The 15,278-nt window shown below is 35.9% G+C and carries 9 protein-coding genes; 3 read left to right on the top strand and 6 right to left on the bottom strand.

The genetic code is table 11. The annotated features are described in order from the left end of the window. Nucleotides 1–37: 37 nt before the first annotated feature. Nucleotides 38–859, bottom strand: a complete 822-nt coding sequence (locus AA088_RS14725) for a M48 family metallopeptidase (protein ID WP_046745844.1) — start codon at nucleotides 857–859, stop codon at nucleotides 38–40. Nucleotides 860–1,008: 149 nt separating this feature from the next. On the opposite strand from AA088_RS14725, the gene AA088_RS14720 reads away from it, so the two are divergent. Beyond that, the gene (locus AA088_RS14720) at nucleotides 1,009–1,881 is read left to right on the top strand and encodes an alpha/beta hydrolase (RefSeq protein WP_046745792.1); all 873 of its coding nucleotides are present in this window, start codon (nucleotides 1,009–1,011) and stop codon (nucleotides 1,879–1,881) included. Between the two features lie 131 nt (nucleotides 1,882–2,012). Here the strand turns inward: AA088_RS14720 and AA088_RS14715 are convergent, their stop codons facing one another. The 4 genes from AA088_RS14715 to AA088_RS14700 all read right to left on the bottom strand — a co-directional run bounded on the left by AA088_RS14715 (nucleotide 2,013) and on the right by AA088_RS14700 (nucleotide 10,202). Then, nucleotides 2,013–4,415 (bottom strand): glycoside hydrolase family 31 protein, encoded by a 2,403-nt coding sequence (locus AA088_RS14715; protein ID WP_046745791.1) that lies wholly within the window; start codon nucleotides 4,413–4,415, stop codon nucleotides 2,013–2,015. Nucleotides 4,416–4,717: 302 nt separating this feature from the next. Beyond that, nucleotides 4,718–6,625 carry a 1,4-alpha-glucan branching protein GlgB gene (glgB, locus tag AA088_RS14710; RefSeq protein WP_046745790.1) on the bottom strand — a complete coding sequence of 636 codons (1,908 nt, stop codon included), beginning with the start codon at nucleotides 6,623–6,625 and terminating at the stop codon, nucleotides 4,718–4,720. Between the two features lie 2 nt (nucleotides 6,626–6,627). Then, on the bottom strand, nucleotides 6,628–8,253 hold the full coding sequence (locus tag AA088_RS14705) for a phosphotransferase (RefSeq protein ID WP_046745789.1): 1,626 nt from the start codon (nucleotides 8,251–8,253) through the stop codon (nucleotides 6,628–6,630). Between the two features lie 11 nt (nucleotides 8,254–8,264). After that, complete coding sequence (locus AA088_RS14700; protein WP_046745788.1) at nucleotides 8,265–10,202, bottom strand: alpha-1,4-glucan--maltose-1-phosphate maltosyltransferase; 1,938 nt, start codon at nucleotides 10,200–10,202, stop codon at nucleotides 8,265–8,267. Between the two features lie 945 nt (nucleotides 10,203–11,147). Here AA088_RS14700 and AA088_RS14695 point away from each other — a divergent pair. Beyond that, a complete protein-coding gene (locus AA088_RS14695; RefSeq protein ID WP_046745787.1) occupies nucleotides 11,148–11,786 on the top strand; it encodes a ribonuclease H1 domain-containing protein in 639 nt (212 codons plus the stop codon). Nucleotides 11,787–11,789: 3 nt separating this feature from the next. Next, nucleotides 11,790–13,934: a UvrD-helicase domain-containing protein gene (locus tag AA088_RS14690; protein WP_064972172.1), complete on the top strand. Its 2,145-nt coding sequence runs from the start codon at nucleotides 11,790–11,792 to the stop codon at nucleotides 13,932–13,934. A 72-nt stretch (nucleotides 13,935–14,006) separates the two neighbouring features. On the opposite strand, the gene AA088_RS14685 is transcribed toward AA088_RS14690, so the two are convergent. After that, on the bottom strand, nucleotides 14,007–15,275 hold the full coding sequence (locus AA088_RS14685) for a glucose-1-phosphate adenylyltransferase (RefSeq protein WP_046745786.1): 1,269 nt from the start codon (nucleotides 15,273–15,275) through the stop codon (nucleotides 14,007–14,009). Nucleotides 15,276–15,278 lie beyond the last annotated feature (3 nt).

Genomic DNA, 15,278 nt, shown 5'->3' with positions numbered 1-15,278 from the left:
TTCTAAAATACAGATTTATTTTTGATTGTATGTTAAATTAAAATTTACCTAACGGTCTGTATGAGGTTACACCAAATTTTCTAGCTTCTTCTTTGGCTCTGGCAGCTTCTTCTTGTAAATTTTTAACTCTCGTTTCACTAGATGGATGCGTACTTAAAAACTCTGGCGGTGCTTGCCCACTGCTTCTAGCTCCCATTCGTTTCCATAGTTCAGCAGCTTCATCAGGGTTGTAACGCGCTATTGCCATTAAATAGATTCCAATCTTATCAGCTTCATTTTCATGTTTTCTACTAAAAGGTAATACGCCTAATACAGTCGATCCAACTCCATAATATTGATTGAAAGCCGCTCTAGATTGGTCGTCTTTAATTAAAATATTACCTCCTACTGCTCCTAATTGTTGTAACATTCCTGCACTCATACGTTGCTGACCGTGATTAGCCAATGCATGTGACACTTCGTGCCCCATTATAGCAGCAACTGCTGTTTCATTTTGTGCAACATCTAAAATTCCTGTATAAAAAACGATTTTACCTCCTGGCATACACCAAGCATTTACGGTTTCATCAACTACAAGGTTGTATTCCCACTTGTAATCTTTCAAATAACCTTGTTGTCCATTAGCGTCCAACCAACGTTCGGCAGCAACTGCTATACGCTCACCTACTCTTTTAATCATTTCGGCTCTCGACGTTCCTTTTTCAACACTATTTTCACTTAAAAACTGGTCGTATTGCGCAAAAGCTGTTGGAAACAATTGAGAATTAGGGACAAAAGCTAAAGTCTTTTTTCCAGTAAAAGGATTCGTGGCACAGGACAATATCAATATAAAAATTGACAGAAATATTGCTTTCTTCATAAACTTACTTTTAAGGGTTTTTATTCTGTAGTATTTATTGTTGCTCAAATTTACGGAATTATCAAACATCTTCTTAAACCAATTCATCTATTTCTTTAACTCAAAAAAAAATAGCAATTTTGAAAAATCTTAGCCATAGCATCCTACTTATGAATTCTAAAAAAGAATATCTCCCTGTTGAACCTAGTGTACAAGTACCAAAACCAATTGTATATACAGGACGTTTTTTACAAACTTTTTCTACCTCACTTGCTGCCAAATATGCGCAACGCTTATTTATTACGCCTATTAAACATACAATGCCTAAGCGTGAGTTTCATATGGATATAGAATCTAAACAAAATAGTGTTTTGATTCCAAAAATTAACAAAGAAGTAGTTGTATATAGCTACGGAACTAGTGATAAGAAAATCTTATTAGCGCACGGCTGGAGTGGACGCGGAACCCAATTGGTTAAAATTGCAGACCACTTTGTGAAATTGGGATATCAAACCATTAGTTTTGATGCGCCTGCACATGGAAAAGCAAAAGGAAGTACCACGTCATTACTTGAGTTTATTGCGGCTATTCATGAAATTGATCAACAGTTCGGACCTTTCGAATTTGCAATTGGTCATAGTTTGGGCGGCATGTCATTACTAAATGCCATCAGTGAACGTGTGAATGTGAAAAAATTGGTCACAATTGGCGCTGCAGATATTATTACAGATATCATCCAACACTTTATTGAAGCATTGACTCTTAAACCCATTGTTGCAAAAAAGATGAAAACTATTTTAGACGAAAAGTTTGGAGGTGATATTAATGCACTATCTGCGAGTTATTCAGCTAAAAATGTACAGATTCCAACGTTTGTTGTACACGATAAAAATGATGCGGATGTACACATCAATTGTGCCCATTCTATATACGACGCTTTGCCTAATGGGACCATTCATATAACAGAAGGGTTGGGACACCGAAGAATTCTTGGAAATAAAAAAGTAATTGAGAAAATTGAGCGGTTCTTGTTGGAAGATTAGTCTGTGGAACCAGTAGATAATCAGATATTACGAATTTTTGTATCTTAAATTGTCGCTGTAAAAACTTTCAAAAAAAAGAGCCACAACATATGTCATGACTCTTATATCTTAATTATTTTGATTTTAATAAACTATCCAATGATATGGATTTCCGAAAAATCTTTGTCAACAATCATAGCTCCTGTAGAAGCTGTTTTGACGTCTGCTAATGAAACTGACACATTGTCTAATTGAATCTCTTTAATTTCAAATGGCAACCCATGCAAGTTGATACAGAACTTTTCGTATTCGGCAGTGTACTTTCCTTCCTTGTGCTGTTGAATAATGAGTTCTTTCGATTTTCCTGTTAGTTTGAACGTACGTAAACTGTAGCGCCCTTTTGTATAATCATATCCATCGTGTGCATCATCAAAGAGTTGAGAAAGTTCTTTTCCTTCTTTATAATACACATCTAGTGTTACTTCTTCAATCTTCTTTTCGCCTACATATTGTTGAATTGGATATTTTGGAATGATTGCACCAGCTTTCACAAAAATTGGCATACTATCAATTTCAGCATCTACCCATTTTTCTTTTCCTCCTTCTACTAATTCATCTGTCCAGTAGTTGTACCATTCTCCTCTCGGAATATACATTCTACGTCCTTTGGCATTAGGTTCTTGAATTGGGCAGACCAAAATGGAATCTCCAAAAATAAATTCATCTGTTCTATAATGCGTTTGATGATCTTCTTGGTCAAACATTACCAATGATTTCAGTAATGGTGTTCCATGATCTACCAAGTTCCAAAATGCAGTATACAGATACGGTAATAATTGATAACGCAATTCAACAAACTTTCTTACGACATCTGTCACATCTTCATCAAATGCCCACGGTTCTTGGTCGCCATGATCTCCAGAAGAATGTACTCTACAGAACGGATGAAATACGCCTAATTGTATCCAGCGTGTAAACAATTCCCCTTGAGGCTGTTCGGCAAACCCACCAATATCACTTCCTACAAATGAGAAACCAGACATCGCCATGCGTTGTGCTTGCACATTGGCTATCCAAAGATGTTCCCAAGTGGCTACATTATCGCCTGTCCATGTTGAAGTATAGCGTTGTGTTCCCGAATATGCTGCTCTGGTAATGACAAATGGACGCTTTGGATAGTTGAATTTTTTTAAGCCTTGGTATGTTGCTCTTGCCATTTGCATTCCGTACACATTGTGTGCTTTTCGGTGACTGCAAGGATTTCCATCATAATCGTGACGTACATCATCTGGAAATGTTTTGTTTGGCACTTCCATCACGGCAGGCTCATTCATATCATTCCATACTCCTTTTATACCAATATCTTCAATCAATTCTTTGAATAATCCTGACCACCAATCACGCACTTCTGGACGTGTAAAGTCTGGAAAATAACATTCGCCTGGCCACACTTTCCCTTTCATATAAGGCCCATCAGCACGCTTACAGAAATAATCTTTTTCTAGCGCTTCTTTAAACACACTATATTCTTTATCAATCTTAATTCCTGGATCTATAATCGCAACGGTTTTAAAACCATCATCTGCCAGTTCTTTGACCATACGTTTCGGATCTGGAAAATGTTCTTTGTTCCATGTAAAACAACGAAAACCATCCATATAGTCAATATCCAAATAAATAGCATCACATGGAATTTGGAGCTCCCTAAACTTTTGAGTAATTTCTTTTACTTTGCTTTCCGGATAATAGCTCCATTTACATTGATGATATCCTAACGCCCATAATGGTGGCAATTGATGAGGTTTACCTGTTAAATCCGTGTAATTTTCAACCACATCTTGCATTTGCGGTCCGTAAATGAAATAGTAGTTCATTTCGCCACCTTGCGCCCAAAAACTCGTTACATTTCTACGTTCGTGCGCAAAGTCAAAATAGCTTCTAAAGGTATTATCGAAGAAAATTCCATAGGCTTTGTTATGATGCAACCCAGTATAAAATGGAATTGCTTTGTATATAGGATCGGTATGTCTGCCATACGCATACGAATCGGTTACCCAATTTTGAAAACGCTTTCCTTTTAAGTTTAAATGTTCTGGCTTATCTCCCAACCCGAAATAGCTTTCACGTTCATTCACAGTTTTGCTCATCTTTACGATATTTCCGCCAAACTCATAGCTTTCTTCCCAATGAAATCCTAGTTCATCTTCATTGACCAGTACATTATCTTTTGCGTCATACAATTGTACACGCATATCTTCTTTTGAAATATGGCAGATCAATTTGGACGTAGTAACAATATACTTTTCATCGTCTTCTTTAATCTCTAAATGATTGTATCCAGTACTTGCATATTTAGTAATTGCATAGGAAAAATCTTTTTTAAACGTTCCTGTCGTCGTATATCGAAAACGCAGTACACTATCTCGAACAATACGAAGTTGCAACACAACATCATTATCTGCTGAAAAATATAGCGTATCAACGTCTTTTCTAAAGTTTATTATTTTGGTTGGAAACTGATTTCCTTTATTTTCTAACTCCGTATTTACAATCATCTTGCAATTTTTAAGATAAGTTGTAAAAAAACGTAAAAGTTTAGAGATTTAAAAGCTTTCAATCAGCTACTTATTAACGATAACGTTATAGTTGGTGGTTATTTTTTATGAAATTAAAAGATTGAAAGATTCAAGGATTGAAAAGATATTTTTTTAATTCGTTAATTTGAGAATTTGACTTGCCATTACGAGTAGCGAGTGCGACCAAACAAACTTTAACTTCAAAATAAAGGAACTGTTGTTTGATAACGAGACTGCCACGTCATGTTTCCTCGCAGTGACGATTCTAACCGTCTTAAAGTCTAAAAATCATACTTCAACACGACCATACCTAATGGCGGAATGCTAATAGTTCCCGAATGATTTCTAAACTGCCATTCTTGAGGTTCAGAAGTGATTTTTTTGTTGATGAAATCATTCGTTCCTGCATATTTTGTTAAATCACTATTAAAAATTTCTTTTAAGATTCCTTTTTGCGGCAAACCAATACGATAGTTTTCTCGTGGAATTGGTGTCATATTACAGGCAATAATCAAATCGTCTTCAGGTTTCTTTCCTTTACGAATGTAAACCAACACCGAGTTTTCTGCATCGTTATAATCGATCCATTCAAACCCATCTGCCGTAAATTGTTTTTCGTGCAACGCTGGTTCAGCTTTATATAGTGCGTTCAAATCTTTTATAAGTGTTTGTACTCCTTTGTGAACGTCGTATTGTAGCAAATGCCAATCGAGACTTTGTTGAAAGTTCCATTCTTCACTTTGTCCAAATTCAGCTCCTTGAAAGAGCAAATTCGTTCCTGGATGTGTAAACATATAACTATATAGCAAGCGTATGTTTGCAAAGCGTTGCCATTCATCGCCCGGCATTCTCCCTAAAATTGAATGTTTTCCATACACCACTTCATCATGTGATAACGGTAACATAAAGTTTTCCGTAAACGCATAGGTCATGCTAAACGTTAAATCGTTTTGATGGTGTTTTCTATAAATGGGTTCTTTAGCAAAATACTGAAGCGTATCGTGCATCCACCCCATCATCCACTTCATACCAAAACCGAGTCCACCAATACTAGCTGGTCGTGACACCATAGGAAACGAGGTAGATTCTTCTGCAATGGTTTGTACATCAGGAAACATAGCGTATACGGCTTCATTCATTTCACGCATAAACGCAATGGCTTCTAGGTTTTCGCGTCCGCCAAACTGATTCGGTTCCCATTCACCCTCTTTTCTAGAATAATCTAAAAATAACATCGACGCGACCGCATCTACCCGCAAACCATCTGCATGATAGTGTTCCAACCAAAAAATCGCATTGCTTATAAGGAATGATTTTACTTCATTTCTCCCGTAATTAAAAATCAAACTTTTCCAATCAGGATGATATCCTTTGCGCTTGTCTGGATGTTCGTACAAATGTGTTCCATCAAAGAAACCGAGTCCGTGTGCATCTTCAGGAAAGTGCGACGGTACCCAATCTAAAATGATTCCGATATCGTTTTGATGGAGTGTATCCACCAACAATTTAAAGTCTTCCGGATTCCCAAAACGTGAGGTTGGCGCAAAATATCCTGTCAATTGATAGCCCCAACTCGGATCGTACGGATATTCCATCACAGGCATGAGTTCTACATGCGTAAAATTCATTTCTTTTACATAGTTCACTAAGTCATCTGCCAATTCTTGATAGCTTAAAAATTCGTTGTCAGCCTTGCGTTTCCACGAACCTAAATGTACTTCGTATACCGAAAATGGTGCATCTAATGCATTGTGCTTTTTACGCTTGCTCATCCAATCGCCATCATTCCAATCATGCGCAGCATCCCAAACAATCGACGCCGTTTTTGGTGGATGTTCACAGCGACGTGCATACGGATCTGCTTTTTCCGTTTTGATATCGCCGTGATGACTCTGAATTTTGTATTTGTAGATTGCTCCTTTTTGAACATTTGGAATGAATCCTTCCCAAATTCCACTCGAGTCCCAACGTACATTGAGTTGATGTTCGCCTTCAATCCAATAATTAAAATCACCAATCACCGAAACGGTTTTGGCACTTGGCGCCCACACTGCAAAATAGGTTCCTTCAACACCATCAACCGTAATTAAGTGTGAACCAAACTTTTCATAGAGTTTGTAATGTTGTCCTGCTTTGAATAGATTGATGTCAAATTCAGAAAATAAACTGTGCGGAAGTACTTTTGCCATAGTTAGTGATTGATAATGTTTGTGATGCCTTTCAGCGGAATGACTGCCCAACGTGGTCGTGAATTGAGTTCATACCCAAGTTCGTAGATTGCTTTTTCGAGCAGTGAATATTTTAGTAAAAAGATGCGTTCTTGGTTGTAACCAATATTCAAGTTTGCATTTTGAATTTTGGCAATGTAGGTTTTTAAAAATACACCTATAAAATAGGTATATAACAACTCGCCTGCGTCAAACAGCTCTTCTTGCGAGTGTTTGTACTCGTCATTATGATTAAAAATAGTTGCATAAATTGCATAGTGAAAACTCCGGAACAGTCCTGCCACATCTTTTAATGGTGGTTGTTTTACTTTGCGATCACGAATGGTACTTTCAGGCTCTCCTTCAAAATCAAGAATGTAAAAATCATCGTCTTTTACCAAGATTTGCCCTAAATGATAATCGCCATGTACTCGAATACGTTCCCCTTTCAACTTTGTCCAATCAAACGTAACCAAACGCTTACGAATAATATTTTTATTGTCTAAAAACTGTTGCGCCAATTGCAATGACAAACCTTCTAATTTGTGCAAGTTGTTTTCTACCGTATTTAATCGGTTTTGAAATTGATAGAGCAATCTATTTTTTAACCATACGGTATAATCGCCATTAAAGTGTGTTGGAGTAAAGGCGGTCTCTTCAAACTCACTTCCCAAAGCAATATGCATTTCAGCCGTTCGCTTTGCCAAAGTTTGAATTTTTAAGAACAAGTTGAGCCCTACCCAATCAATAATTCGAGGAGAAACATCACGAATGCTCAATCGTTCAAATAGTTCTGTTTCTGGTAAGGTAGCAATGTCTATGTTTTTTGATTCCAGATTTAGAAATACCTTGTGTAATTCTTTTAACATGTATTCCCATGCATCGCCTTCATTTTTTACCATTTCTTGCATGAGTCCAATCGTGATGTTGTCTTTTTCAGAATCTACAATACTCACACTTCCCAAATAGGCAGGCGTGTTTTTGTATTGTTTTTTTTCCGACAAGAAACGACTCATTTCATAGTCTGGATTTTTGTTAGCATAAATTCTACGGAAAAATTTCAACACGTATTTTTCGTTATACACGATAGAAGTATTGCTTTGCTCCAATCCCATAGGTCGCGACGATTCGTATTGATCATCAAAATGCGCACTTTTATGATATTGCACGCGTGTTTGATCGTTTGGAATTGCGGTGAGAATGCGTTCAAAAACAAGTTTTCGAAATGCTTCAAGATTCGTAGCGTCAATGATAAATCCTTCTTGATTTTTGATGCTGATTGGTAAAATACGGTCTTCCTTGGCAAAACTTTCATCCGACACAAACGCTATTGGCAAAAAGTAATGCTGATAGAACGCTTCTTTAAAGTTCACTTCTAGTATTAACCCGTAGTACACTTCGCCATGTTGCTGAATGCGAAAATATTCTGAGAGTTCAATGTATTTTAGTTTACTCGCTTTTCCACCATACCAACGTTGTTTGGTTATATATTCTTCCAATACATCCGACAAAAATGCTTTGACAAAGTCTTTGTTTTCTAACAATTCTTCCCAAGCATCGTCAAATTTGTACTGTGCTGGCAGTTTGGTTTTGGTGGTTTTTTTAGCCATGAGCTGTGCTATTATTTCTTAATTTTAAATATATGAAATGGCAACGCAGGATGCAATTCTATATAGTTCCATTCGTCATACCAATTGTAACTATTGCCGGTTACCAAATCGTGTACTTCTACTTTGTGTCCTTGGTGAATTCCCAATTCGTGTAACGGCAATTGCAGGGTTCCTTGTTGCGAATAGTAAGGATCTAAACTAATGATAATCAACAATTCGCTTGTTTTGTCTTGATTCCACTTGTAAAAACCTAGCAAGTTATCATTTTCAATATGACAAAACTTAATATTATTGGTTTGTTGCAATGCTTCATGTTCGTGTCGAATGTGATTGATGCGCGAAATTAATGTGGTAAGTTTGTTTTCCTTAAACCAGTCATAGTGGCACAGTTGAAACTTCTCTGACATGTAGTATTCTTCTTTGCCTGGAATGGCATCATCTATCATTTGCTCAAATACAGGCCCGTAAATTCCAATGTTTGAACTTAATGTGGCAGCTAGTGCATATCGTTGAATGTATTTAGATTCGTTTGCTCCTTGCAAGTGATATGGGTTGATATCGGGCGTATTCGGCCAAAAATTAGGTCGCATGTATTCTTTTTGATCAGTTTGTGTGAGCTCATTCATATACTCAATCAGTTCATGCTTATTGTTTCGCCACGTAAAGTATGTATACGATTGTGTATACCCTTGCTTAGCCAATTGTTGCATTACTTTTGGTTTTGTAAATGCTTCCGCAAGAAAGAGTACGTCTGGAAATTTTTTCTTTACTTCAGCAATAATCCAATTCCAAAAATAGTATGGTTTTGTGTGCGGATTATCGATGCGAAATACACGAATACCACAATCAATCCAGTGAAAAAGAATTTCTAAACATTCGTTCCATAAGTTTTTATAATCATCACTTTCCCAATATATTGGCAAAATATCTTGGTATTTTTTTGGTGGATTTTCAGCATATTGTACCGTTCCATCAGGTCGCCATTTGAACCAATCAGGATGCGAGGTTACCCACGGATGATCGGGCGCTGCTTGCAAGGCATAGTCCATCGCTATTTCAATCCCCAATTCTTTGGCTTTTGCGACCAATCGTTTAAAATCGTTAATAGTTCCTAGTTCTGGATGCGTGTCTTTATGTCCGCCATACTTAGAACCAATTCCCCAAGCGGAACCTACATCCCCTTTTTTAGCTTCTGTAGTATTATTTTTTCCCTTACGATTTACTTCGCCTATAGGGTGAATTGGTGGAAAATAGAGTGTGTCAAATCCCATATTGGCTACACGAGGAAGTAAACGCTCACAATCTTTAAACGTTCCGTGTTGCCCTTCCGTTTCAGAAGCCGAACGAGGAAAAAATTCATACCAAGTACTGAATTGTGCTTTTTTGCGATCTACATATACTTGTAGCACTCTTGATTCATTGGCTAATTTTTTTTCGGGGTACTGTAAAAGAATTTTATGTAGTGCTTCACTTTTAGCATACGCAACAGCTTCTTCATAACGCGCAGGATCTTGAAACGCATCAATACAATCGCCCAAATATTCTTTCTCGTCTTTAGAAACTACTTTTTGTAATGGTTTTAATAATTCTGCACCTTCCAATAGCTCTGAAGTAATATGTTGTTGATCATCGATTTTTCGTTCTGTACCATGTTGCCAATTCAAGGCATAATCTACCCATCCTTGTACCTTATAACTATAAAATCCTTGTTTTGTTACTGTAAACGAAGCTTGCCATTCATCATTCCCGCTATCCTGCATACGCACTTCACTCCATTGTTTTTCATCTTCATGTTTATACAATACAGAAGCGGCGATGACATCATGTCCATCTACAAGCACATGTGCTTCTATATGAACAATTTCGTTGACAATTCGCTTGATAAAAAACTCACCTCCATTTAGTTGTGGAGAAATGTGGTCGATTACGACACGTTTTTGGTTTTGCATTTTTCGGAATTATTAGCGTTATAGATTCCGAAATTACTAAAATTAGCAGCAATTTACATAGTCAATTCATTATTATCTTATTGATTTTTAAACTACAACGATTGCGAAGTTGATTTATTCATAATTTCGAATTATGTTTTTGAAATACGATTCCTCCATTTAGTAAAATGGCTCGAATTGGTTCGGAACCCTTTCGAAGCGCTTTTTAGGGAATATACCCCTTAGGCAACCGCTTTTATCTGGTTTGTAACCAAATATATTGGGTTAAAAACCCCATTGAAGTGGTTCTTTACTACTTGTATGTGGTTCAAGATAAGTATCAACCCCTCGGCGAAGTGGTTCGAGGTGGTCTTGAACCGCTTCGAGGTGGTTCTTTTGGGGGTAGAACCCCTTGGATACCCCCTTTTATTCGGTTTGGAACCCCTTCGAGACGGTTCTTTTAGGGGGTAGCCCCTCTCAGACAACCGCTTTTATCTGGTTCGGAACCGAATATATGGAGTTCAGAACCACCTCGAAGCAGTTTTGGATTGCGTATATGCAGTTCAAGATAGGTATGAACCTCTCGATGAAGTCATTAAAAACGGTTACTTATAGATTATTTTCCACATGCAACCAATTGTAATGGGTTGGATAACCTATTATAGTTACTTATACAACCTATTATATTTACTAAACAACCATAAACAGGTTCTTTTATATAGCATTTAGTTGACAGTTGCTAGTTTTAAAGTTTTTTAAAAACTGCTTGACATTTTCTTTTTACTATAATTTTTATATTTCATTACGGAAAACCTCATTGCATATATGTAAGTTTTGTTTTACTTTTAGAAAAAATAATACATAGTTTTTATAAAAAGAGCTCCTGTTATATAACTGATTTAGTATGAAATAAGGAATTCTATGTATATATTACGTTGTGATACAAGTTTTACCTACTAAAGAAAATTGAGTAAAAAGAAGAAAAAATATTACGTTGTTTGGAAAGGTTCAAAAACAGGAATTTTGGAATCTTGGGAAGAATGCAAAAAATCAATTCACGGTTTTAAAGGGGCAGAATATAAATCCTTTACAACACTTGAATTAGCAAAAAAAGCATTTTCCGAAAATTATGATGAGTATAAAGGAAAAACCATATTTGAAAGTACATTATCCAAAGAACAATTAGAACTAATCGGAAAACCTAACTTAAATTCGGTTTCGGTTGATGCAGCTTGTAGTGGAAATCCAGGAATTGTTGAATATCAATGCGTTGATACGAATACAAAAAAACAAATATTCCATTTTGGTCCCCTCTATGAATCCACAAATAATGTTGGGGAATTTCTTGGATTAGTTCATACCCTTGCTCACTTAAAAAAGACTAATGATAGAAGACCTATTTATACGGACAGTAAAACTGCAATAAGTTGGGTAAAAGGAAAGACTTATAGAACAAGTCTTGAAAAAAACGAAAGAAACTCAAAGTCATTTGAACTTATGGACAGAGCAGTAAAATGGCTAGAGAAAAATCAAATTGAAAATGAAATTCTAAAGTGGGAAACTCAAGCTTGGGGCGAAATTCCAGCAGATTTTGGAAGAAAATAAATTATGCAAGAAACCAAAACCGATTTAAGCGGACTTAATGAAAAACAACGTCAAGCAGTAGTTAGCGAGTGTAAACGACTTCTCGTTCTTGCGGGTGCAGGTTCGGGAAAAACCAAAACACTACTTCAAAAACTAATCTATCTTATAGAAGAAAAAGGCGTAAATCCAAGCAATATTTTGGCAATCACATTTACAAAAAATGCTGCCAACGAAATGCTTGACAGATTAATTATTTCAGCAGACGATACCGAAGAGTATGCCGAAATTCTTGCTGACAAAAACAGAACTGCCAAAGAGAAAGACACAGAACGTTACTTTTTCACAAAAAAGCATAAATGGATTGACAACTTAACGTTAAGGACTTTTCACAGCCTTTGTTATAGTATCATCAAGAATTTTGGAGTAAATGAATTTGACAATAAATTCAAAATAATTGGAGATACAAAAGCAACCAATGATGAATTTGCAAAATATTCTGCGACTGAAACAGCTTTTGAAGTCGTTCATAAAATCCTAATCGAAAACTGCGAATCCAACGAATATCTGCTCAATTTGAAAAGATATATATTGGATTATATGATTGATAAAATACATATTGAAAAAGACAACCGTCTTTCTTTACCTAAAGATGGGAAGTATTACACAACCTTAAATGGAACTAAAGTCCGTTCAAAATCGGAACAATACATTGCAGATTGGTTATATCGCCACAGTATAAAATTTGAATACGAACCTAAAGTAAACTTTAGGGATTTTGATTTCAGACCTGACTTTTTCGTTCCTGAAGCAAATTTGTATATTGAACACGTCAGTAATAAAAGTTATCCAACGAATGGAAAAGAGCAACAATTTAACAAAGCAAACAAACTACTAGTAAAAACATTTGAACACCAAACAAAAGATACTGCGCTTTTTAATTTGGCATTGGAAAGAATTGTAAAAAACAGACTTCCTTCAAGTTATCATTTTTCGACAGCGTTGTCTTTCGAGGAAGAATTTAACTCTTATCACAAAGAAGTCAAGGACTTTTTACGCCAAACAATGCGAGTAATTGATATGGTAAAAGTTGAAAACATTTCAACCAAAACCGTATTAGAAAATTCACAGAAAGACCAACATGAAAGGGTTCGGGATTTTTATAAACTTGCAATACCAATCATAGAACAATACCAAGCCTATTGTACAAACAAATCATATCTCGATTTCAATGATATGATTACAAAAACCATTTCGCTATTTAAAAATCACAAAGAAATAGCCGAAAAGTTTAGAGGGAAATATGAATATATATTGGTTGATGAGTTTCAAGATGTAAACAATTTGCAAGTAGAACTTATCAAACTTTTGCTAACGGACAAAAACCAACTTTTTTGTGTAGGAGACGATTGGCAAAGTATTTATGGCTTTAGAGGTTCCAATGTAGATTACATTGTAAATTTTAAAGAACATTTTAAAAACTCAGAAACTATAAAATTGAGTATGAATTACAGAAGTACTGAACATATTGTCGGTGCGAGTAACGAAGTAATCAAACACAATAAATTCAAAGTTGATAAAGATGTTCGTTCAAACAAAAAGTCAAGTAGCAAAATTCATATTTACGCAGGAAAAGATGAAGCTGAAAATATAGAATACGTACTTGACCAAGTTAACAAGCTAAAAGATAAAGGATACACAAAAGAGGATATATTATTTCTGTATAGAAGAAGTAAAATGTATAGCTCGTATTTTGAACGGTTTAAACAAGAGAGAGTATTTGTTTCAGGCAAGACCATTCACGCTTCCAAAGGACTTGAAGCAAAAGCTGTGTTTATTATTGGACTAACAGAAGGAAATGGCGGATTTCCTGACATTTGGATGGAAGATAGAATTTATCAGGTAATTAAGGAATCAAATCACGATTTGTTGCTTGAAGAAGAAAGAAGACTTTTTTATGTAGCCATTACAAGAGCAAAAGACGATTTGTTTTTAATTACCGAAAAAGGAAACGAATCAAGTTTTCTAAAAGAAATTCCAGACGACTTTACATTTAAAACGAGTATTCCATTCAAGTCTGTAATTGAACAAATAACTCTTTGCTCAAACTGTAATAATCGATTGGATGAGGGGTTTGCTTTCTGTCCATATTGCGGAGAAGAACAAAAATAACTGGAGTTAACAATAATACAAGTAGCAATTCCTTGTTCTTACATACTTCTTAAAAACAAAGAACCCTATTATCTACTGAATAATCGTCCCTTTGGGAATGACTGCGCCTTTTTTGATAACTACAATACCATCTTTTACAAAATAGGTGTCTGTTTCAGTATTTGCGACATGTTTACCTCCATTAATTTTTACATCGTCGCCAATGCGGCAATTTCTATCTATTATTGCGTTTTTAATGTAACAACGCTCGCCAATGCCCATTAGAATATCAATCTTTTTTTCTTCAATTTCTTCTAACGATTCGTAGCTATCATTTCCCATCATATAGGTATTAATCATCACTGTATCGTCTCCAATACGGGAGCGAATTCCTATGACAGAACGCTCTATTTTGGATGCATGAATGATACAACCATCAGAAATGACAGTATTGTTTAATGTAGTCCCCGAAATTTTGGAAGTTGCCAAAATGCGTGCATTGGTGTAAATACGTCGTTTTTGATTGTAGAGGTTGAATTTAGGAATATCGTCTGTGAGCCCTAAATTGGCTTCAAAAAAAGATTCAATATTTCCAATATCTGTCCAATACCCTTCATACTGGAAACTTACAGTTTTATGTTTGTCAATACTTTGCGGAATAATCTCTTTTCCAAAATCAACTGTATCTGGATTGTCCATTAATGCAATCAACAAATCACGATTGAAAATATAAATTCCCATCGATGCTAAGTACTTTCTTCCTGCTCTTTTCATGTCATCACTCACATCCGATGTCCAATCGGGCAACACCTCTGCCGAAGGTTTTTCTATAAACGATGTAATCACATTTTCTTCATCGGTTTTCATGATGCCAAATGATGTTGCATCCTTCGCATTGACAGGCAAGGTTGCAATTGAAATTTCTGCTCCTGATTTTTCATGTTGATGGATCATATCGTTAAAATCCATCTGATATAATTGGTCTCCAGAGAGAATCAGTGCATATTCAAAATCATGTTTTAAAAAATGATGCATACTTTGGCGAACAGCATCGGCAGTTCCTTGAAACCATTTATCACTCGAAATAGTTTGTTCTGCAGCTAAAATGTCAACAAAGGCCGAACTAAAAAAACTAAAGCGATAGGTGTTGGAAATATGTTTATTTAATGAAGCAGAGTTGAATTGCGTTAACACATACATACGCTTGATGTCCGAATTGATACAGTTGGAAATTGGAATATCTACCAATCGGTATTTTCCTGCTATCGGAACCGCTGGTTTTGAACGTGCTGCTGTAAGTGGGTACAGGCGTGAACCTTGCCCGCCTCCAAGAATAATGCTAAGTACTTTATCGTTTATCATGAT

The organism is Kordia zhangzhouensis, from assembly GCF_001005305.1.
Taxonomy (GTDB): domain Bacteria; phylum Bacteroidota; class Bacteroidia; order Flavobacteriales; family Flavobacteriaceae; genus Kordia; species Kordia zhangzhouensis.
The sequence above is the reverse complement of the archived record's forward strand: the minus strand, read 5'-3'. Positions and strand labels throughout refer to the sequence as shown.

Bases quoted from the DNA above. Each gene is read 5' to 3' on its own strand.
- AA088_RS14725 (WP_046745844.1), bottom strand. From the start codon at position 859: ATGAAGAAAGCAATATTTCTGTCAATTTTTATATTGATATTGTCCTGT.
- AA088_RS14720 (WP_046745792.1), top strand. From the start codon at position 1,009: ATGAATTCTAAAAAAGAATATCTCCCTGTTGAACCTAGTGTACAAGTA.
- AA088_RS14715 (WP_046745791.1), bottom strand. From the start codon at position 4,415: ATGATTGTAAATACGGAGTTAGAAAATAAAGGAAATCAGTTTCCAACC.
- glgB (WP_046745790.1), bottom strand. From the start codon at position 6,625: ATGGCAAAAGTACTTCCGCACAGTTTATTTTCTGAATTTGACATCAAT.
- AA088_RS14705 (WP_046745789.1), bottom strand. From the start codon at position 8,253: ATGGCTAAAAAAACCACCAAAACCAAACTGCCAGCACAGTACAAATTT.
- AA088_RS14700 (WP_046745788.1), bottom strand. From the start codon at position 10,202: ATGCAAAACCAAAAACGTGTCGTAATCGACCACATTTCTCCACAACTA.
- AA088_RS14690 (WP_064972172.1), top strand. From the start codon at position 11,790: ATGCAAGAAACCAAAACCGATTTAAGCGGACTTAATGAAAAACAACGT.
- AA088_RS14685 (WP_046745786.1), bottom strand. From the start codon at position 15,275: ATGATAAACGATAAAGTACTTAGCATTATTCTTGGAGGCGGGCAAGGT.